A 20,114-nucleotide genomic window follows, 5' to 3' on the forward strand; every position below is an offset into this window, starting at 1 on the left:
CCTGGAGCTATGGGCCGTCCTGTCTGCCGCCCGCTGCTGGCGCTGGTCGCCGCACTCGTGCTGGGCGGCTGTGCGTCCAAGCCCGTCTCCAAGGGCGCCGCGCCCGCCGCCGCCGTGATGGCCGCCGCACCGGCTTCGGCCACCGAGACCGCGCGCGTGCCGGCGGCAGAGCCCGAGGTCGTCGTCACGCCCGTCGCGCAGCGCTCCTTCGACGATGCCCGCGGGCTCATGCGCGCCGGGCGCACGGCTGAGGCCGAACGCGCCTTGCTGGCGTTGACGAAGTCCGACCCGGGCTTGGCCGGCCCGCATGCCAACCTGGGCATCCTCTACCGCGACAGTGGCGGCCGGCTGGAGCCGGCCATCACCGAGCTGGAGCTGGCCGTCAAGCTGAGCCCGCGCCAGCCGGCCTTACACAACGAGTTGGGCCTCGCCTACCGCCAGGCTGGCCGCTTCGGCCATGCGCGCCAGGCCTACGAACAGGCGCTGGCGCTGGACCCGAATCACGCCGCTGCTGTGCTGAACCTCGGCATCCTGTTAGACCTCTACCTCGGCGACGGCCCGCGCGCGCTGGCGCAGTACGAGCGCTATCTGGCGCTGACGCCCCAGGGCGACGCGGCGGTGACCAAGTGGATCGCCGAACTGAAGAACCGCAAGTCGGTTGCCACAGTGGCCAGCAAGGAGAAACCATGAAGCGTTCACCGCTGCTGATCACTGCAGCCCTGGCCGTCGCCGCCGCGGCGGCGCACGCGCAGGACCGCGCCGAAATCGACCAGACCAAGATTATCGGCAACCGCGAGCTGCCCAAGGTGCTCTACATCGTGCCGTGGAAGAAGCCGTTGCCCGCCCAGCTGTCCGGCAAGCCTACCGCCAGCGTTCTGGACGAAGCGCTGGCCCCGGTGGACCGCGAAGTGTTCCGCCGCCAGGTGCAGTACCACGCGCAGGTGGAGGCCGCGAAGGCCCCGCCCGCGACTCCGGCGCCCGACCCCGCGCCGGCGCCCGCCCAACCCCCCGTCCGCCCCTAATCGTTTTCGGATCCGTCTTTTTCAGGAGAAGCCCATGAGCGTCGTCGATTTCGCCGTCAAATTCTTTCAGGACAGCGGCGTCGCTATCTACTTCAGTATCGCCATCATGTCGGTCGGCCTGGCCATCGCCATCGAGCGATTCGTCTTCCTGCGCAAGGCGCGCAGCGACAACCGCCAGCTGTGGGCGGAGATGCTGCCGGTGCTGCAGAACGGTCGGTTCAAGGAAGTGCATGGCATCGCCTCGAAGTCCGATGCCGCCATCGGCAAGATCGTCGTCAACGGATTGGAGCGCATGCAGAGCCCCGGCCGCCGCGAGGACTTCGATGCGGCGATGGAGGAGGGCATGATGGAAATCGTGCCGCGCCTCGAGAAGCGCACGCACTACATCGCCACGCTGGCCAACGTCATCACGCTGGTGGGGCTGCTCGGCACCATCATCGGCCTCATCAAGGGCTTCACTGCGGTGGCCGCGGTCAACCCGGCGGAGAAGGCCGAGCTGCTGTCGGCGTCCATCTCCATCGCGATGAACAACACGGCGTTCGCGCTGTCGGTGGCCATCCCCTTCCTGCTCATCCACGCCTTTCTGCAGGCGCGCACGACGGAGATCGTCGACGGACTGGAGGCCGCCAAGATCAGCTTCCTGAACGTGACGGGCCGCATCAAGGCCGAGCAGCAAGCCGCGTTGGGCCGCTGACATGGCACGGCTGACTTTCGCTGACCAGGAGGCTTGACCATGCCGGTTCGCCGCCCGCGCAAGCACGCGGTCCACCTGGAGGTGACCGCGTTCATCAACGTCATCGTCGTGCTGGTGCCCTTCCTGCTGTCTACGGCCGTGTTTTCACACCTGGCCGTGGTGGACATGGCGTTGCCGACACAGAGTTCGGGCCCGGAACGCATCGACACCGACAACCTGCTGAAGCTGGAGGTCGTACTGCGTTCCGACGCGCTGGAGGTGGGCGACCGTATCGGCGGGCTCATCCAGCGCATTCCGTCCACGCCACAGGGCTATGACCTGGCGACGCTGTCCACGCTGCTGCAGGACATCAAGGCCAAGTACCCCGCCACGCGCTCGGCCAGCGTGCTGGCCCAGCCCGACACGTCATACGACAGCCTCGTGCAGGTCATGGACACCGTGCGCCAGGCCAGGCCGCCCGGCGCCACGGGCAAGGTGCCGGACATCGAGCTGTTCCCGGACGTCTCGATCGGCGATGCGCCCACCAGCGCGAGCAAGAAGTAGCCGAGGCCCCGCATGAAACTGACGCCTGTGCAGAAGCGCGCCGCCCGCATGGCGCGCAACAACTCGGGGCTGGACATGAATCTGGTCGCCCTGATCGACATCTTCACCATCCTGATCTTTTTCCTGATGTCCAGCACTGGTATCGAGGTGCTGACCAATTCGCGCGCGGTGAAGTTGCCGAACTCGGTCGCCGAGAAGACGCCGCGCCAGACCATCGTCGTGTCGGTCAGCGAGACCGACATCGTGGTCGATGGCCGCAAGGTGGCCGACGTGGCCGACGCGATGCAGCTGAAGGACGACCTGATCCCCGGGCTCAAGGCCGAGCTGGACCTGCTCGCCAGCCGCCCGGTGCTCGGCGCCGACAAGGACGGCACTAGCAAGGCGGTGACCATCATGGGCGACAAGCGCATCCCGTACAGCCTGCTGCGCAAGGTAATGGCCACCGGCGCGCGGGCGGGCTTCGTCGAGATCGCCTTCGCCGTGCAGAGGAAGACCTGAGATGGCAGCGCTCGCGATGACGTTCCGACCGGACGTGCTGGCCTGGGCCAACGTGCCCGAGGACGACGCACGGTTCCGCCACATCCTGAACGCCGTGCTGGCCGCTGTGGCTGCCGTGTGCCTGGTGCTGTTGCTGGCGCCCAAGCCGGTGGCGGACCGGGCCAAGCCCCCCGAGCTGCCGGCCCGCCTGGCCAAGCTGCTGGTCGACAAGGACCTGCCGCCGCCCAAGCCCAAGGTCGAGGCGCCCGTCCGCAAGGAGACCGAGAAGGCCGCCGCGGAAGAGCCCGCGCGGGCCCTGCCGAAGGCGCAGCCGCTGAAGGGCGCACCGGTGCCTGAGGCCCGCAATCCGCAGCCCGATCGCCCGCCCGGCGAGGTGGCCGCGGCGCGCCGTAAGGCCGCCGGTGTGGGCCTGCTGGCGATGAAGGACGAGATCGGTCAACTGCATGGCGCACCCGCTGCCGTGCAGTTGAAGCAGGACATCAGGCAGGGGCCCGGCGTGGGCACCGGCTCCGGGCCGGGCGTGGGCGCCGGCACGGACGCCGGCCTACCGGACCGCAACATGATCACCTCCAACGCGGCCGGCGGCAGCGGTGGTATCAACACGGCGGCCTACAGCCGCAACACTGGCGGCGGTGGCTTGGCCGGGCGCTCGACGACCCTGGTCGAAGGTGTCATCGGCGGAGGCGGTGGTGGTGGTGCCGGCGGTGGAGGTCAGGGTGGCAAGGGCAACACGCTGGGTGGCGGCAATGGCGGCTCGGGCGGTGCTGGTGGCACGCTTCAGCGCGGTGGCAGCGGCAAGGCTTCGCGCTCGCTGGAGGATGTGCGTCTCGTGTTCGAGCGCAACAAGGGCTCGATCTACGCCATCTACAACCGCGCGCTGCGCGAAGACCCGGCGCTGCAGGGCAAGGTCGTCGTTGAGCTGAAGATTGCGCCGTCGGGCGAGGTGGTCGGCTGCCGCATCGTCTCCAGCGAGCTGAAGACGCCTGACCTGGAGCGCAAGCTGCTGGCGCGAATCCAGCAGTTCGACTTCGGCGCCAAGCAGGTGGACCTCATGGTCGTGACTTATCCGCTGGACTTCCTGCCGTCCTGAAGCCGTTGTCGTGGAAGGGGGCCCTCGGCAGTCGCCCTTCCGCCCTTGCGTCTCGTCCGGCGGTGTCAAGATGCGATGGGCTTAGGACGAGCCCAGTGTCGTAAACGCAACCATGTGGCGTCGGCATCTGCGGCGCGCGGTGGCCGGGCCTGGAATGCAAAAAGCCCTCGACTGAGGGCTTTGTGTTCCCCGGGCGTTACCCGGCGCTTGCATTGAGTAGAACCGACAGGCGCTAACTCATTAATTTTCCTGGTCGGGGTGAGAGGATTCGAACCTCCGGCCTCTACGTCCCGAAAAACAAGCTGCTGCTCCAGGAGCCCCGAGCCCAAGGGGTCGGTCCTAGGAAAGTCAATAGCTTAGCACATCGCTTCCTTCGCCTTCCACCCGTTTCCACCCCCTTCCATCCGCTGGATTTGGCACAGATTTGGCACAGAAAATTTAGCCTCGCCCCGCCTGTTCTGAGCCTTTGCTCTTCGTCGAATCAAGGACTTATGCGCGCCGAGGTCTCGGGCCAACCTTGTCGATGCTCAGCGCAAGCAACTGTGCCCACCCCTCTGCGGAGCCCTTGCGCTCTGCGCCCGGGGTTCGCCGGACCTCCCAGTAGCCCGTCCAGTACGCCGCCAACTCGCGCTCGGCGGCCCGGACTTCGGGCTCGGCAAGGAAGGCCTGGCAAGCCTTGCGCAGGCCGGGCAGGATGCAGTAGCTCGGCCACGCCAGCTCGGCGAAGGTTTCCATGTCCGGCTGCATGTGCCGGTAGCCGGACTCGCCTTCCGGCAAGGCCTTGTTGTCGTTGAGCAGGAAGGCGCGCAGCACCGGCAGCGTGAACAGTGCCGTGGCCAACTCGCGCCGGAACTCGGCCGGCTTGTCCTGGGCAAAGGCGACGAAGGCCCGCGTCGCAGCGGCGGTCAAGCCAGCCTCGTCCGAGATGGCCTTGAGCGAGCGCCTGGCGGCGGCCACCTCGCCTTGCTCCAGCAACAGGAAGGGCAAGGCGTAGCGCACGCCCAGGTTGTCGTTGGGGTTCAGCCGCAGCATCTTGCGCGCCACCCGTGCGGCAGCGTCGCTAGCACCTCGCTCGTGGTGCAGCCGGAGCTGGAGCCAAAGCAGCCGGTGATAGAAGCGGTTGCCCAGGTGGCCCCAGAGGATGCGTCCTTTGAAGCCCTTAGGTATCAGTGCCTCGGCTTGGCGAACCGCTGCGTTGGCGGTGGTCAACGCCTGCGGCTCGCCAGCGTTCTTCTGCATCCAGGCTAGGGCCAGGCTGGCTTCCAGGAAGCCGGGCTGCATGGCCAGGATGGCCTCTACCCAGCCGCGGGCGCGCCTCTTCTGTTCCTTGGGAAACCCGTCGTAGCCTTGCCAGTTGTCGTCGAGCTGTTCGACCAACTGCCGGCAGGCTGGGCTTTCCTCGAAGCAGCCGCCCAGACCGCCCTCGGCATCCTGTTCGTGGACGGCGAATCGGTACAACGGTGCATTGGCGTCCAGAGGGCTACGCTGCCGAACCTCGCGCCAGCTTCGACCTGCGCACAACCCGGCGGACACTTCGTCCAGCACCTTCTGCTTGGGCGCATCGGTCAGCATGGCCAGCGTCTCGCCCAATGCCTCGAACGCATCCAGCTTTGCGGAAGGCATCGTGACCTCCGCTTCTGCCCTGGCCGCGAGCACGACGGCTGTACTCAGCGCATCCAGCCAGCCCACAGGCAGTGGCCCGGCGGCGAAATCTGCAGCGCGCCCCAAGTGGGCGCTCAGGTGGTGCCAGGACGGAAACCGCAGCGCCTGCGCCATCGCGTCCAAGGCGCGGCTGTGGGGAATGTCGGCCGCCTTGGCCAGCAGCTTGGCGGCGAACTTAATGCGCGACTCCAGCCGCTCGACTTGCTCGGCCGGCTCCCGGTTGAACCAGAAAGACTCAGCGGCGAGGTCGAGGGCATGGGCCGCCCGGTCGAACGCCGGGCTCGGGGTGTACTTGGGTGCTTCAGACACGGGCTCTCCAGGCAGGCTCAAGGCAGACGGTCCGCTCGCCCAGCGCCTGCAAAGAGGTGCCTGGTCGGTCAATTCACTCGGGGACGTCGCTGGGGCTGCTTTTCCGATGCGGACGGATGGCGCGCGACGGGCACCGGCTGCAAGGGTACACGAGCTTCCAGCCGGCGGGCCCACTCAAGAAGTCAATCAGAGTGCCGATATCGAGGACGAGGCGAGGTAGCTGCGCCTGGCCTGAGGTGTTTCGACGCGAAATCTCGACGATTCGCCGCGGCCAGACCTGCTCATCGCAAGGTACACGACGGAGCAGACATTGAATTTCACCTACCGCGCCACGCTCGTCGACCGCCAGACCGGTCCAGTAGGTCCACCACAGGGCTCTGTGAGAACAGGGCCTGGGCACCCAGCAGCGTCTGCGCCGCGTAGAAGCCGAACAGCGCCGGGCTGCGGCCCGCCGATGTCGCCAGGTCCATCGGCAGCGTCTTGGTCCAGTAGTCGTCCGTCAACGTCCCGGACTCCACGGTCGCCAGCCTCGCGAGGAACTGGTCGGCAGTCTTCAACTCGCGCAGCTCGGCCAGGTCCTGCTCCATGCGCGATTCCGGTGACGAGGTGAACCGACCGGTGAGCAGCGACATGAAGAGCCAGCGCGCAATGGCATTGCGCAGCTTGAACCCTTCGACGGCGTACTCGGTGCGGCCGAGCAGGTACAGCTGGTAGGCGAACACCAGGGCGTTCACCGAGCTGATGGTCTTGGCGCTGCGATAGCCGGCGGCGCGGACCACGTTCAGGAAGTCCGCCCAGTAAGTCAGGTTCAGCACGCGCCCCTGGGCATCGCGCAGCTTGTCGAACTGGCTGTTGCGCTGCGCAAGGCTGACCTCGCCACTGGCCAGGTCTTTCCCGCGCAGCAGCGAGTAGACGTGCTCCAGCCTGGCCCGCCGGAAGGCCACGCCGACGTCGACGCGCAGCAGATGGTCGGGGTCGGGCTGGAAAATCTGGTTGAACGGGCTGGGCTGACCGGCAGGCGCCGGCTGGCGCGCCGCGCGGCAGAACTTCTCCAACTCGGTGCGGCCGTCGTCCCAGAACACCGACATCAGCGTCAGGATGAAATCCGACTGGTTGAGCTTCTTGCCCTCGCTGTTGATGCGCACGAAGACATCGGCCACTTGCTCTTCATCACATTGCTGCGAAAGCTCGAGCGCGATGAACGGATAGTTCGTCAGCCCGGCCAGCCGGCCGATGGCGTCGGCCACCGTTTCTTCCTCGGCGTCGGAGACTGCGCGCGAAGCCGTCAGGCGCTTGAGGTATTCGCCAATGGTCTTGTGGGTCGGTCGGTTGAACACCTCGGAGATGTCGAGGATGTACTCGGGGTCACGCTCGGTCGTCGCGTCCGGCACGGCGAAGGTGCCGGTCTGCGGCCGGAAGGCAATGCGGATGTGCTCGCGCTCGAAGTTCTCGCGCAGCACGGCCTCGCGCCGAATGACGGCATACAGCGAGGTCAGACGCTGTTGCCCGTCAACGATGAGCAGCGACGGCGCCTTCTGCTTGTTCGCATCGCCGATGACCTTGGTCTCCACGCCCTCGGCGCCGGTCTGCCAAAACAGGAAGTAGCCGACCGGGTAGCCGCGGTACATCGAGTCGAACAGGTCACGGACCTTGGCGTTGGCCCAGACGAAGGGGCGCTGGATATCGGGCAGGCCAATGCGGCCGAGGCCGATGTCGTTGATGAGGGCGCCCAGCGGGTAGTGGACTTCCTTGAAGAGGGTTTCGCTCATCCAGCCTTCCTCCCTGCGTTGGCCGGTCGCGCGGCCACTGCGCCACCTGCGCCCCGGTACCCCTCTTGCAGGAGTGCGAGGCCACCCTGGTACCGCTTTTCGACCTGCGAGGCCTTGCGGAACACCTCGCCATACTCGTCGCGAGGCTTGTCCTTCGGGTCACCGCGGAACGACAACCAGTTGAAGCTCGTGGTGACCGCGAACTCGTCGTCAGAGACCAACAACTTGCGGTGGGTGTTGCCAACGTAGACGAGGTGGAAGTTCTTGTACTTCCCCTCCAGGCTGCGCAGGTCCTTCTCGGCCCGTTCGGTGATAGCAATCTTCGATTGCCCGGGTGCTCCCTTCCCTGCGCCTTCGCCTTCATCAAGGCCGTAGCCGATGTGGACGGTGACGTTCGCACGCAGCAGTGCCTCAAGGGAGGCCATGAACTCCCAGTTCACCACCTGGTGCCGAATCCAAGGGGAAATTATGAGCAGCCTCTTGCGGGACTTCAACAGCGCACGACGCAGCAGGGCCGGATGCTCATGGCACAGCACGGACTGAACGGTTTGAGGGTCGTCGGCCTCAGCTGCCGGAGCACGTTGTGCCTCTAGCGTAATGACGGTTGTCGCGGGCGCCGGAGTGCCCTGTCCCCGGCCCTCGATGGGCTCTGGCTGAGGGGACGCAGCCGCCGGGGTGCCTTCCGTGGTCAGCAACCTGGCGCCGACAAGCTCAGGTCCACCCAGGGCGCGGAATCGGTTCTCGTGTTCAAGCGCCGGCCCATCCTCGCGCCAGAAGGCCACGTCGACTTCGTTCCGGTTCGCCTGACTGCGATAGAAGGCCATCACGCACCCAAGGAAGTGGAGCTCGCGCCGCTCCACCCGGCGAATGGCCAGAAGCTCTCGCTTCTCCTCGAGGCCGGCCCGCTGAAGTTGCAGAAACCGGTCGAACTCCTGCAGGGAGATGTCCTCGACCTCCGGCCGCTTTGCTTGCCCGACGGGTACTTCAACGAAGCCCATCTCCTTCAATTCGCGCGGCTTGAAGAGCTGCTCCGGTGAAATGAACAGGAGCTGCTTCGTCAAGGCATCGAAGCAGACACGGACCGTGCGCTCCTGGGGGCGGGTCGTGGATAGCTCGACGAGCGTTGTTCTCCCCTTGGCCGTGAGGGTCACCTTCGCCGCCGCCTCACCGACGGCGCGTGAGTAGTTCACCTGCTCTGTCGTCGTGAGTCCGGCGAGCACCGGGTTCAGCACGTTCGCGGACAAGCCCAAGAAGCTCACCAGTTGCTCGGGTTCCGACAGGCCGGCCTGAACGGCGCGAAGCACGCCTTCATCGATGGGGCCCAGAGGCTTCTGCTCAAGGGTAAGGACACGCAGCGTCAGCACATACACCGGCAAGCCAGCCTCGCGGAACGCGGCCAGCTCGTACCCAGGGCGTGCCGTTGAAGCCTGCTCAAGAATTTGTTCGAGACTCATTGCGCCAGCTCCTCAAGGGCACAGGCATCGGGATGCCGTCTGATGTAGTCGATGACCTCCTTCAACGGGTTGACCGCCCCTGCGACGGTTTGGCAGTAGTAGTGGTCACCCACAATGGCCAGTAGTTCCTTGCCGCGCGAAAGGGCCACGTTGATGCGCTCCAACTCGCGCAGGAAGCCCAGCCCCTGGACCTCGGACCGAGTGACGGAGAACAGCACCATGTCGGCCTCCCTGCCTTGGAAGGCATCGACGACGTTGACGTAGATGTCCGAGTAGCTGGTCCAGGCGTGCCGCTTGGTCTGGATGGCCATCTGCAGCTTTGCCCGTTGCTCGCCGTAGCCCGTCAGCACCGCAACGCTGATTTGCCGCCCTTTGGCCTTGCCCTTCTGCAGGGTGAAGTCAACCCGGCCGAGCAGCGTCACGATGAACTCGACTTCGAGGTCGTTCACGTAAGACGTGCCAATCTTGCGGGACGCCTTGTTGGCCCGCTTGCTTGTCGAATACCAGGTCACTGGCTTTGGGAGCGCCCCGACGAGCTGCGCGTCCGCCTTCCTCTCGACGCTCTTCAGGGCAGCGTCATAGAAGCACTCCGAGACGAGGTCGCCGATGGCCGGCAGCATGCGGTGCTGCGTTGTCAACGTCTTGTGAAGGTCTGAAGGCAACGTCTCCCTCAGGTGGTTGAACAAGGTGGCCTTCTGGTCTTCAGGGCGAAGACCGAAGCGCTCGAGGAGCCCCTTGTCTCTGAGTTCGGGGTCCTGGAATGGCGACAGCTGGCGGCTGTCTCCGACCAGCACCGTTCTCCTGGAGCGGGACATCGGCACCAAGGCCTCGGTTGGTGTCGCAATAGAGGCCTCGTCCACGATGCACAGGTCGTAGACGATTTCGTTCCTGCCTGGGACGCTCATCACGCCCAGGCACTTCCCTGCCACCACCTGAGACGACGCAATGACAGCGGCCTGGAACTCGCGGCTGCGCCCGAAGCGTGCCTCCCAGTCGGCGTGGGCCACCATCAAGGCCTTGAGCTGGGCGCCTGAACTGGTGCTGTCGGAGTAGGCCTCTGCCCATCCTCGCAGGTCAGCGGCCGAGCACTCGGCGAACTCCTTGAGCTCCTCCTTGCTCTCCACATGGTTGGAAAGCTCCTTGAAGGATTCGCGCAGGGCCTTCTCCAGGTCATCGCGCTCGCGCACCAGGCCCTGGAACTTGTCGTCCAGCTCCGAGCGTGCTTCGGCGTCGAGCTTCTTGCGATGCTCGTCGTCCATCTGCGGCTCAAGTAAGCGTAGCTCGGTGTCGACGGCTTCGAGGCGAGTCTTCAACGTGGCATGCCCCTCGAGAGCCATGGCCCGCCGAATGTCCTTGGGGTTCAGCCCTCGCTCCACCGCCCACTGCTCGATGAATGCGCGCCCGGAGGCCAACGCCTTCTTGCGTAGCTCGGGCAGCTTCGCGTCCAGCAACAGCTTTCGGGTGCTTTCGGCAATACGGTCATCACCCTCTTGGCCGATTCGCACCGCGCTCACCGCGCCGCCTGACTGTTTGACGATGCGCTCAAGGGAGTTGTCCAAGGCCACATGGGTCTGCGATGTCAGCAGCACCCGCGCGTTCGGCTGAGCCCGGAGGGTTTGAAGGACGAGCTCGGTGATGAAAGTCGTTTTGCCCGTACCAGGTGGCCCCTCAACCAGCATCAGCGGGGGCCCAGCCAGTGCGGCCAGAACTGCCTCCTTCTTGTCCTCGTCAATGTTCTGCTGGATGAACTCCACCTCCACCGAAGGCGGTACCTCGACTTGCTCGGGGTTGACGATGAAGCGCCCCAGGTCGGGGTTGACCGAGCGACCGAATCGCACGGCCTCTACCGCCGTCTTCTGCTTGTCGAGTGCGACGTCGCTCTTGGTCGTGTCGGTCTCCACCCATCCCTGGGTCGGAATCAGCTCGGGGCGGGTCCGATTGCGCTCGCTCGGGCGTACCAGCAAGACGTTACTGTCCACCGACACAACGGTGCCCTTGAACTCCCCGGCAACACCCGTGTCGATTGAGATGTCCTGCTCCGCGAGGGCTGGCCCACCCGCGGTGCCCTGACGCAGCTTCAACCGAAGGAACTCGCCCTTGGCGTCCAGCCCTTCGTACTCGAGCCGGACCTTGCGCATCTTCTCCAGTTCAGTCTTCGCACTGAGCAGGTCCAGCCAGGTCTTGTAGAGCGCCTGCTCGCGCTGCTCCAGCTTTCTGAGCTTCTGGTCGCCCGCAAAGACAGCGAGGTGTTCAAGGAACGCATCGATGTTGGGGGCAGACTGGCTGCCCATCGCACCCGAAAGACCGAATCGGACCAGTGGGTCACAGCAAAAGAGCCGCTGCTTCTCAATCTCGGACGGTGGAAGCTCCACGGCGTCGACGATGGACAGCCGTTGCCCGCTCTGGTCGCGGACTGCGGTGTACCTGTACTTGTTGCCAATCAGGCGAACGCTTCGGCCCTCTTTGTTCGGCTGCGGTGGCAGTTCCTCGCACCGAGCCTCCTCAAGGTCGCGCTCGACGAACTTCTCGGCCTGGGGGCCTCGCAGAGCCATGTCGTGTTCGACGATGCCCTTGACCCGCTGAGTGACCGTCAACAGGACGACCGGCTTCGCCTCGGCAGCGGCGGCAGGAGCGGCGCGCTCCAACTCTGCCAACAGCACGATGGCGTTCGTCGGCCGGGCCGCGGGAACTGCAGCGTGGTCTGCATCTCGTAGCCCTGGCGCACCCGCTCTTCCTCGTTGGCGGTGATGCGCTCGGCGCGCTTGGTCGAGACGTTTTCGATGCGGTACAGGTTCTTGATTTCCTGGGCACCGGACAGTGACGCTCCGCATGAGACACAGCGGTCCACTGAACAGTGTTCGCGCGGGTTCGAGGGTCAGAGCGCAGTCGCTACACGTCTTGACGGAACCGTTCCGTCGGACACGAGGACACATGCATGCAAGTTTTTGGAAACGTCGCCACCCAGCCCGAGCGCAAGCGCAGCAAGACCACTCAGCGGGACTACTTCGAGTTCCGGCTCGCAGAGAGCCAGCGGGGCGTGGACACTGAGCCGACCTGGTACACGGTGCGGGTGATGAAGGAGGACAAGCCGACGCTCGACAAAGGCGACTTCGTCAAGGTCACTGGCAAGCTCAAGACGGACTACTACCTCTCTCGCGAAGGCAAGCCGACCGGGACCCTGCTCATCATCGCGTTCGAGGCGGCCAAGATTGCCAAGCCTGCTTCTGTCGCAGCGGAGGTAACGAGGTAACAAGCCCGGGTTAGCTCCGGCCCGCTTCAGTGACGTAGAGGTCCAAAGGGACCCGTGATTTCAGCCCCCGCCAGCGCACGCTGCGGGGGCCTTCTCTTCGCTCTCAAAGGTACTCGTCCTTCAAGCGCGCGGCGTCCGCCACCAGCTGCGTGAGTCGCTGAGCCTGTTCCGCCACAAACCCGGCGATGCCCTGTACGAAGGCGCGCTCGGCCTGGCCTTCGTAGTCGGCGTCGTCAGCCTGAGCCACCGCCGCTGCTTCGGCCAGCTTCGCCAGTCGTTTGCCTTCGCGGCGCATGAGCTTGCGGTCGATGCCGCAGCGTGCGGCGAAGTCCGCCAACGCGAAGGGTGACACCTCAGCGTGGTTGAACACGTCACCGTAGGCCATGGCCAGCTCGGTGTCGAAGCTGTCGTACTGCAGAACGCTCACCAAGTCGTACCAGGGTGTCGGTTCAAGCAGACCGCCGGGGCGAACAAAAAACGAGAAGTTCTTGCCGTGCGCATCGCTGTTGCCAATCAGGAACTGGAACAGCGCCCAGCGCAGCATGGCGAGCCTGGCGGCGGCTTTGTTGGCCGTGATGTCGGCGCAGCCGAACAGGCGTTCGAAGCTCACGCCATCCCGGATGTGGCGCACCGCTTCTGCACTGCCCAGGTTGCGTTCGTACTTGTAGGCGACGGGGAGGTCGCAGGCTTGGCAGGCGTCGATGATGTGCCGGCGATGGACCCGTGGCTGGCCGCCGGCGTTCTCGACCTCGCGGTCGAAGCGCCGCACCACCAGCACCGGCCGGGGCGTGCGCAGCAGACCCACCTCGGCAGCCGGCAGCCCCATGCGGCGGGCCAGCGACATGCAGAAGTGTTCATTGACCGCCAGGTGCGGCGTCTTCGGGTTGTCAGTGTCGGGCTTGAGGATGTGCGTCGATGCCAGGCGCTGACCATCCACCAGGAAGAGCCGCCCACCGTCGTTCAGCGGTCGGTCGAGGTAGACCAGCAGTTTGTCCTGCAAGCCGGCCACCGACATGCGTACCTTGCCGTCCCACACCGTCAGCGGCACATGCTCGCGCTCGGCGATGCGTTGGTCGAGTTCCTGCCGGGAGACTTCTCGCAGGACGGGTTCGCCCGCCGGCTGTGTCGCGGCAGCATCGCCGGTGAAGCGCAGCGCGCCCGCGGTCTCAGCGCCCAGTGCCCAGATGAGACCGAAGATGTTGGTCTTGGCCAGGCCGTTGTAGGCGACCGCCACATCCAGGGCCCGGCCTTCGGGCAGCAGATGCTCGATGAAGCGCTTGATGGACGCAGACGGGTAGTCCGCTTGTGGGCGCGTCAAGGGCAGGGCCGGTGACAGGGGGTAGGACTGGGCGTCGACGGTCCAGGGCTCTGCATAGCTCAGGCTCCAGCGGTCGTCGCGCCCCTCGTGTTCGATGGTGGCAATTCGGGTCTCGTCGGCCCAGACGTGCAGTGCGTGGGTCATGCCTGCCTACTCACGCCTTGTCGTCGGTGGCGGACGCCGACAGTTTGTTGCTGCCAGCCTCGCGGGCCCAGGGATGTTCTTTGGGCAGTACCATCAGCGCCAGGCCCAGACCGTCGAGCACGGCCAGCGCCTTGTCCAAGCGCACCGACCCTTGGCCGTTCTCGAGCCGGGACATGAGGTCCACCGATACGCCCAGCAGACCGGCGGCATCATCGATGCGCAAGGACTGCGACTTGCGGCGCTCGCGCACTACCGGGCCCAGCTCGGGGGCTGACTTCAAGAGGGTCGGGTGTCGGCGTTGCAGGTCAGTCATTTCGGAGTTTCAGTTTCTGTCACCCAGATTGGACGCTCTCAGAAAGAATTTCTGTTTTTCCGAAATTTTACCGGATTGCCGGTGAGCATCAAGCGGAATTTCGGCAAACCAGAAATTGATTGTCAGCGGCTCTTTGCCAACGACTTGTTTCCGATTTTCCGAAACGTCCGTGCCTGGGCAAGCTACCCGCGCGAGGACGGACTTCCGCCCGGGATACCCGGCGCGATGACCGAGCCATAGACCTCGGACCAGCGACATCCGCCCGAGTCAGGCTTCAAAGCCTGTTCGACGTTGTAGGCTCGGGCGGTGCATGCTAGGCCTGCATCGGCACGGACGCCCGATGAGGACCCATGGGGCAGTGGAATGCGCGACCCGTCACGAGGGTCGGGCCATGCTCAGGCGTTGGCATTGAGCCGCTGCAGGGCTGAGTGTTGACGCGCCTTGGCCCGGACCGTCGGATGGATGTCGCGCGAGCTGCTGGTCGCCGGCTTGGGCGGAGTAACGGTTGGCGCCCGCGATGCGCCGGCTGCGGCCGCTGTCTGGTCAGGGGCTTGTGCCTGCAAGCTCAGGGGCTGCGATGACGTTCGCTTGAAGGTAGCGTCCATGAACGAGCGGATGTCGTCCGGGTGTCGGCGAACGAGACCTTCAGTGCGGCTGTGTAGTCGCGGAACAAGCCCCGCCTTCGCTCTTCGGTCACCTTGTCGACGAACTGGGTGGCAGCAGCCTCCGAGGAGAACGTGGCCTCGAGGGGCTTGTGACCTTGGTCGCGGACGCGGACCAGCCAGCTCTCGTCGAGTTGCGCGGCCTTGGGCGTGAGGTGCTGCGCGCGCAGCTCCTTCATGTAGGCCTCGACCTCTGCCAGCTTGTTGAAGCTGAAGTACCGCGTCGCCTCAGGCTTGTTCTTGACGGTGACGCGGAAGCGGCTGCGGTTGGCGATGTGCGCCATGGATGTCTCCAGATGATGAGGAGACTCCTGTAGCCAGCAGCCTTATATCTTCGGGTCCGTACCGTGCGTCAACCCTGGCTGTTTGGCACAGAATTGGCACAGAACCGCCAGAAAGCAAAACAGCCGCATTGCTGCGGCTGTTCCAAGTCCTTGATGTACAAGGGAATTCTGGTCGGGGTGAGAGGATTCGAACCTCCGGCCTCTACGTCCCGAACGTAGCGCTCTACCAGGCTAAGCTACACCCCGATGTTTCGTGGTCTGTTGGCGGCTTCAGGAATGCCGCTCAACCGACTGAATTGCGAATTCTAGCAGAGATTCTGTCCACTTGTTGCGAGGAAGCCGCTGAAGGCATTCGCTCGCATGTTGCGCCTCTGCGCGCGCGGCCTCGCGCGTCGATTCCAGGGCCCCGGTGGAGCGCACGATCTCGACGATTTCCTGCAGCCGCTCCTGCTCGCCCTGCTCGATGGCATGGCGCAACAAGGCGCGCTGCTCGGGCGTAGCGCGTTCCATCGCGATGAGTAGTGGTAGCGTCGTCTTGCCCTCGCGGAGGTCGTCGCCGATGTTCTTGCCCAGTTCATGCGTATCGCCTTCGTAGTCCAGCACGTCGTCGATGAGCTGAAACGAAGTGCCGAGCGCCCGGCCGTAGGCCGCGCAGGCTTCTTCCACGTCTGGCGACGCATTTGCGAGCACCGCACCCAACCGGGCGCTGGCCTCGAAGAGCTTGGCGGTCTTAAAACGGATGACGCGCAGGTAGCTGTCGACTGTGATGTCCGGGTCGTGCATGTTCATCAACTGCAGGACCTCGCCCTCGGCGATGACGTTGGTAGCTTCGGCGAGCACCTCCAGCACGCGCATGCGGTCGACCGACACCATCATCTGGAAGGCGCGCGAGTACAGGAAATCGCCGACCAGCACGCTGGCGGCATTGCCGAACAGCGCGTTGGCGGTGGGCTTGCCGCGGCGCAGCGACGATTCGTCCACGACGTCGTCATGCAACAGCGTCGCGGTGTGGATGAACTCCACGACGGCGGCCAGTTCAAACCGCGATGCGCCGTCGTAGCCCAGCGCGTTGGCAAACAGCAGCACGAGCTTGGGCCGCATGCGTTTGCCGCCGGCATGCACGATGTAATGGGCGATCTGGTCGATCAGCGCCACTTCGGAGCTGAGCCGCCGAGCGATGACGGCGTCGACCTGGGCCATTTCGGCGGCCAGCAGGGCAAGGGCCTCGGCGACTTGGGGCGGGGGCGAGGCTGACTCGACGCGCACTCTGGACTCTCAAGCAAGGAATCGCCGGATTATAGAAACGGCCGCGGCGTCTGCCCGACACACACGCCGGTGCCCGACGTTCCGGTGCCGGGCTCAACCGCAGTTTTGGCGCGCCATTGCCAGTCCGGCCGTGTTGCCGCTATACTCGCGGGCTCTTTACGGCTTGGGTGGCTTGCCGCCTTGGCCCGCGAAGGGGCTTCAAATCCACAAAAAGGCCCGGCTGGGTGGCAGCACGAGAGTGCACAAGTCGCCGAAGCTGGGTGAGAGCACCTCCGGGTGCGGAAGGAAAAACATGTACGCGGTCATCAAAACCGGCGGCAAGCAGTACAAGGTTGCTGCTGGTGACAAGCTCAAGGTCGAGCTGCTCGACGCGGAAGTCGGCGCCGAAGTCACTCTGGACCAGGTCCTGGCCCTAGGCAGCGGCGACGGCCTGAAGGTCGGCGCGCCCCTGGTGGCTGGCGCCACCGTCAGCGCCAAGGTCGTCAGCCACGGCAAGCACGATAAGGTCCGCATCTTCAAGCTGCGTCGCCGCAAGCACTACAAGAAGAGCCAGGGCCATCGCCAGAACTACACCGAGCTGGAAATCAGCGCGGTCAACGGCTGATCCAGCCGCTTTTGCCACTTTCGAGGAGCTAACTCATGGCACAGAAAAAAGGCGGCGGTTCCACCCGGAACGGCCGCGATTCCAAGCCCAAGATGCTGGGCGTCAAGGCTTACGGCGGTCAAGTGATCTCCGCCGGTTCGATCATCGTGCGTCAGCGCGGCACCCGCTTCCACGCCGGCACCAATGTCGGCGTCGGCAAGGACCACACGCTGTTCGCGCTGGTCGATGGCCACGTGAGCTTCACCACCAAGGGCGCGACCAACCGTCCGACCGTGGTTGTCACGCCGCTGGCGGCCTAAGCAGCCGCAGTTTCGGGCGAGTGCTTCGCCCGATCTCCCAAGCCCCGGCCTTCCGGGGCTTTGTCGTTTCTGAAGTCTGGCGCGCTGCAAGGCGGTGCGTCGCTTCCCACCCAGCCATTACGATGGCCGACCGCCATGAAATTCGTTGACGAAGCCACCATCGATGTCGCCGCCGGCAATGGCGGCGCGGGCTGCGCGAGCTTCCGTCGCGAGAAGTTCATTCCCTTCGGCGGCCCGGATGGGGGCGACGGCGGCAAGGGCGGCAGCGTCTGGGCCGAGGCCGACCGCAACCTCAATACGCTGATCGACTATCGCTACGCGCGTCGCCACGAGGCGCGTAACGGCGAAGCCGGCCGCGGTTCGGACTGTTTCGGCGCCGCGGCTGACGACATCGTCCTGCGCATGCCCATTGGCACCGTCATCACCGATCTCGAGACCGAGTCGGTCATCGGCGAGCTGCTGGAGCCCGGTCAGCGCATCCTGCTCGCCAAGGGTGGTGATGGCGGTTTCGGCAACCTGCATTTCAAGACCTCCACCAACCGCGCGCCGCGGCAGAAGACGCCCGGCTGGCCCGGCGAGGCAAGGAAGCTGCGGCTGGAGCTGCGCGTGCTGGCCGACGTGGGCCTACTGGGCCAGCCGAACGCGGGCAAGTCGACGCTGATCACGGCGATCTCCAACGCCAAGCCGAAAATTGCCGACTACCCCTTCACGACGCTGCATCCCAATCTCGGCGTCGTCCGTGTTGCGCCAGAGAAGAGCTTCGTCGTGGCTGACATCCCGGGCCTCATCGAAGGTGCGGCGGAAGGTGCCGGCCTCGGCCACCAGTTCCTTCGTCATCTGCAGCGCACACGGCTGCTGCTGCATGTGGTCGATCTGGCGCCGTTCGACCCCGAGGTCGACCCCGTCAAGGAGGCCAAGGCCATCGTCGCTGAGCTGAAGAAGTACGACCCCGGCCTGTACGACAAGCCGCGCTGGCTGGTCCTCAACAAGCTGGACATGGTGCCGCAAGAGGAGCGCGCGGCCCGTGTGAAGGACTTCATCAAGCGCTACAAGTGGAAGGGCCCGGTCTTCGAAATCTCGGCCTTGACGCGCGAGGGCTGCCAGCCACTGATCCACGCCATCTACGACCACGTCGCTGCCGAGCAGCGTGCCGTTGTTGAACCCGACGTCCGTTTCGATCCTCCAGCCGAATGAGCCTGCTCTCCAGCGCCCGCCGCATCGTCGTCAAGGTCGGTTCCAGTCTCGTCACCAATGAGGGCCGCGGCGTTGATGCCGAGGCCATCGCGAACTGGAGCCGGCAGCTGGCGGCGTTGGCCAACGACGGGCGCGAGTTGGTCATGGTGTCGAGTGGCGCCATCGCCGAGGGCATGAAGCGACTGGGCTGGACGACGCGGCCCAAGGAGCTGCACGAACTGCAGGCCGCGGCAGCCGTTGGCCAGATGGGACTGGCGCACATGTACGAGAGCCAGCTGCGCGCGCATGGCCTGGCCAGCGCCCAGGTGCTGCTGACCCATGCGGACCTGGCCGACCGCGAGCGTTATCTCAATGCGCGTTCGACGCTGCTGACGCTGCTGGCGCACCGCGTGCTGCCGGTCATCAACGAGAACGACACGGTTGTCAACGATGAGATCAAGTTCGGCGACAACGACACGCTAGGTGCGCTGGTGGCGAACCTCGTCGAGGCCGATGCGCTCGTCATCCTGACAGATCAGCGCGGGCTGTACTCGGCCGATCCGCGCAAGGACCCCGCCGCCCGCTTCATCGACAACGCCGAGGCCGGGAATCCGGAGCTGGAGCGCATGGCCGGCGGCGCGGGCTCCAGCATCGGTCGCGGCGGCATGATCACGAAGATCCTCGCCGCCAAGCGCGCGGCCGGCAGCGGGGCGGGCACAGTCATCGCGTGGGGCCGCGAGCCTGATGTGCTCGTGCGCCTGGCCCGTGGCGAGGCCATCGGCACGGCGCTGCATGCGGCGACGCCCAAACTGCAGGCGCGCAAGCAATGGATGGTGGACCATCTGCAGATGCGTGGCGCCGTCACGGTGGACGCCGGCGCCGTCGTGAAGCTGCGCGGCGAGGGCAAGAGCCTGCTGCCCATCGGTGTCACGGAGGTCCAGGGCGACTTCCATCGCGGCGACGTCATCGCCGTGCTGGCGCCGGATGGCACCGAGCTGGCGCGCGGACTGGCCAACTACTCGGGTGCGGAGTCGCGCCTCATCGCCCGCAAGCCGTCGTCGGAATTCGAAGGCCTGCTGGGTTACGCGGCCGAGCCCGAGCTCATCCACCGCGACAACCTGGTCCTGCGCTAGGCCACATTCGCGCTGCAAGCGCGGCTCAGTTCTTCGTCGGTTCGCCGTCCGGCGGTATCGCATCCAGCGGCACCGGGCCGCTGCTGCGCTCGCGGTGGGCTGGCCGCATGCCGGCGCGCAGGTAGCGGTTGTGGTGGTTGATGCGCGGCAGGAAGCGCGCGAGCTCCGTCAGCGCCATCTCGTAGACGCCGCGCTTGAACTCGATGACAGCCTCCAGCGGTACCCAGTACTCGTTCCAGCGCCAGGCGTCGAACTCGGGGTGGTCGGTGGCCCGCAGGTTCATGTCGCAATCGCGCCCGAGCATCTGCAGCAGGAACCAGATCTGCTTCTGGCCCTTGTAGTGACCGCGCGCATCGCGGCGGATGAAGTGGTCGGGCACCTCATAGCGCAGCCAATCGCGTGTCCGCGCAATGATGCGCACATGCTCGGGATGGAGCCCCACTTCCTCGTGGAGCTCTCGGAACATCGCCTGCTCAGGCGTCTCGCCGTGTTTGATGCCCCCTTGCGGGAACTGCCACGAATGCGTCCGGATGCGCTTGCCCCAGAACACCTCGTTGCGTTGGTTGAGCAGGATGATGCCGACGTTGGGGCGGAAGCCTTCACGGTCGAGCATAATCAACCTCAAAT

20 protein-coding genes and 1 tRNA gene are annotated in these 20,114 nt (G+C 65.5%); 11 read left to right on the forward strand and 10 right to left on the reverse strand.

The features are described 5' to 3' along the window. Positions 1-9 precede the first annotated feature (9 nt). From LXT13_RS00505 to LXT13_RS28615, 6 genes are read left to right on the forward strand one after another with little or no spacing between them, the layout of a single operon-like run. A complete protein-coding gene (locus LXT13_RS00505; protein ID WP_233369643.1) occupies positions 10-690 on the forward strand; it encodes a tetratricopeptide repeat protein in 681 nt (226 codons plus the stop codon). Further along, on the forward strand, positions 687-1,022 hold the full coding sequence (locus LXT13_RS00510) for a hypothetical protein (protein ID WP_233369644.1): 336 nt from the start codon (positions 687-689) through the stop codon (positions 1,020-1,022). Before LXT13_RS00505 ends, LXT13_RS00510 begins: the two co-directional genes overlap by 4 nt. 34 nt (positions 1,023-1,056) lie before the next feature. Then, positions 1,057-1,716, forward strand: coding sequence for a MotA/TolQ/ExbB proton channel family protein (locus LXT13_RS00515; protein ID WP_233369645.1), 660 nt, complete (start codon positions 1,057-1,059; stop codon positions 1,714-1,716). Positions 1,717-1,755: 39 nt separating this feature from the next. Beyond that, positions 1,756-2,259 carry an ExbD/TolR family protein gene (locus tag LXT13_RS00520; RefSeq protein ID WP_233369646.1) on the forward strand — a complete coding sequence of 168 codons (504 nt, stop codon included), beginning with the start codon at positions 1,756-1,758 and terminating at the stop codon, positions 2,257-2,259. Between the two features lie 12 nt (positions 2,260-2,271). After that, entirely contained in the window at positions 2,272-2,757 is a 486-nt protein-coding gene (locus LXT13_RS00525) for an ExbD/TolR family protein (protein WP_233369647.1), read from the forward strand. Position 2,758: 1 nt separating this feature from the next. Beyond that, a complete protein-coding gene (locus LXT13_RS28615; RefSeq protein WP_304622794.1) occupies positions 2,759-3,847 on the forward strand; it encodes a TonB family protein in 1,089 nt (362 codons plus the stop codon). 489 nt (positions 3,848-4,336) lie between these two features. On the opposite strand, the gene LXT13_RS00535 is transcribed toward LXT13_RS28615, so the two are convergent. The 4 genes from LXT13_RS00535 to LXT13_RS00550 all read right to left on the reverse strand — a co-directional run bounded on the left by LXT13_RS00535 (position 4,337) and on the right by LXT13_RS00550 (position 11,701). Next, positions 4,337-5,818: a hypothetical protein gene (locus tag LXT13_RS00535; protein ID WP_233369648.1), complete on the reverse strand. Its 1,482-nt coding sequence runs from the start codon at positions 5,816-5,818 to the stop codon at positions 4,337-4,339. Positions 5,819-6,135: 317 nt separating this feature from the next. Then, positions 6,136-7,587 carry a GmrSD restriction endonuclease domain-containing protein gene (locus LXT13_RS00540; RefSeq protein ID WP_233369649.1) on the reverse strand — a complete coding sequence of 484 codons (1,452 nt, stop codon included), beginning with the start codon at positions 7,585-7,587 and terminating at the stop codon, positions 6,136-6,138. Next, positions 7,584-9,041 (reverse strand): phospholipase D-like domain-containing protein, encoded by a 1,458-nt coding sequence (locus tag LXT13_RS00545; protein WP_233369650.1) that lies wholly within the window; start codon positions 9,039-9,041, stop codon positions 7,584-7,586. Before LXT13_RS00545 ends, LXT13_RS00540 begins: the two co-directional genes overlap by 4 nt. Further along, positions 9,038-11,701, reverse strand: a complete 2,664-nt coding sequence (locus tag LXT13_RS00550; protein WP_233369651.1) for a DEAD/DEAH box helicase — start codon at positions 11,699-11,701, stop codon at positions 9,038-9,040. The genes LXT13_RS00545 and LXT13_RS00550 overlap by 4 nt, the downstream gene beginning before the upstream one ends. A gap of 275 nt (positions 11,702-11,976) precedes the next feature. Between LXT13_RS00550 and LXT13_RS00555 the strand changes: the two genes are divergently transcribed. Continuing rightward, on the forward strand, positions 11,977-12,291 hold the full coding sequence (locus LXT13_RS00555) for a single-stranded DNA-binding protein (protein ID WP_233369652.1): 315 nt from the start codon (positions 11,977-11,979) through the stop codon (positions 12,289-12,291). A 103-nt stretch (positions 12,292-12,394) separates the two neighbouring features. Here the strand turns inward: LXT13_RS00555 and LXT13_RS00560 are convergent, their stop codons facing one another. From LXT13_RS00560 to ispB, 5 genes are all read right to left on the reverse strand, one after another. Then, positions 12,395-13,753: a HipA domain-containing protein gene (locus LXT13_RS00560; protein ID WP_233369653.1), complete on the reverse strand. Its 1,359-nt coding sequence runs from the start codon at positions 13,751-13,753 to the stop codon at positions 12,395-12,397. 10 nt (positions 13,754-13,763) lie between these two features. Then, entirely contained in the window at positions 13,764-14,066 is a 303-nt protein-coding gene (locus LXT13_RS00565; RefSeq protein WP_233369654.1) for a helix-turn-helix domain-containing protein, read from the reverse strand. Positions 14,067-14,631: 565 nt separating this feature from the next. After that, on the reverse strand, positions 14,632-15,012 hold the full coding sequence (locus tag LXT13_RS00570; protein WP_233369655.1) for a hypothetical protein: 381 nt from the start codon (positions 15,010-15,012) through the stop codon (positions 14,632-14,634). 169 nt (positions 15,013-15,181) lie between these two features. Then, positions 15,182-15,258 (reverse strand) — tRNA-Pro (locus tag LXT13_RS00575). Between the two features lie 24 nt (positions 15,259-15,282). After that, positions 15,283-16,212, reverse strand: a complete 930-nt coding sequence (ispB, locus tag LXT13_RS00580; protein WP_233370304.1) for an octaprenyl diphosphate synthase — start codon at positions 16,210-16,212, stop codon at positions 15,283-15,285. Positions 16,213-16,570: 358 nt separating this feature from the next. On the opposite strand from ispB, the gene rplU reads away from it, so the two are divergent. From rplU to proB, 4 genes are all read left to right on the forward strand, one after another. Next, positions 16,571-16,882 (forward strand): 50S ribosomal protein L21, encoded by a 312-nt coding sequence (gene rplU / locus LXT13_RS00585; RefSeq protein WP_233369656.1) that lies wholly within the window; start codon positions 16,571-16,573, stop codon positions 16,880-16,882. Between the two features lie 35 nt (positions 16,883-16,917). Further along, entirely contained in the window at positions 16,918-17,181 is a 264-nt protein-coding gene (gene rpmA, locus LXT13_RS00590; RefSeq protein WP_233369657.1) for a 50S ribosomal protein L27, read from the forward strand. Between the two features lie 135 nt (positions 17,182-17,316). Next, positions 17,317-18,375: a GTPase ObgE gene (gene obgE, locus LXT13_RS00595; RefSeq protein WP_233369658.1), complete on the forward strand. Its 1,059-nt coding sequence runs from the start codon at positions 17,317-17,319 to the stop codon at positions 18,373-18,375. Beyond that, positions 18,372-19,487, forward strand: a complete 1,116-nt coding sequence (gene proB / locus LXT13_RS00600) for a glutamate 5-kinase (protein WP_233369659.1) — start codon at positions 18,372-18,374, stop codon at positions 19,485-19,487. Before obgE ends, proB begins: the two co-directional genes overlap by 4 nt. A 25-nt stretch (positions 19,488-19,512) precedes the next feature. Here proB and LXT13_RS00605 read toward each other — a convergent pair whose 3' ends face one another. Further along, positions 19,513-20,100: an RNA pyrophosphohydrolase gene (locus LXT13_RS00605; RefSeq protein ID WP_233369660.1), complete on the reverse strand. Its 588-nt coding sequence runs from the start codon at positions 20,098-20,100 to the stop codon at positions 19,513-19,515. Between the last annotated feature and the right edge of the window lie 14 nt (positions 20,101-20,114).

The organism is Pelomonas cellulosilytica (genome assembly GCF_021353265.1).
Lineage (GTDB): Bacteria > Pseudomonadota > Gammaproteobacteria > Burkholderiales > Burkholderiaceae_C > Pelomonas > Pelomonas cellulosilytica.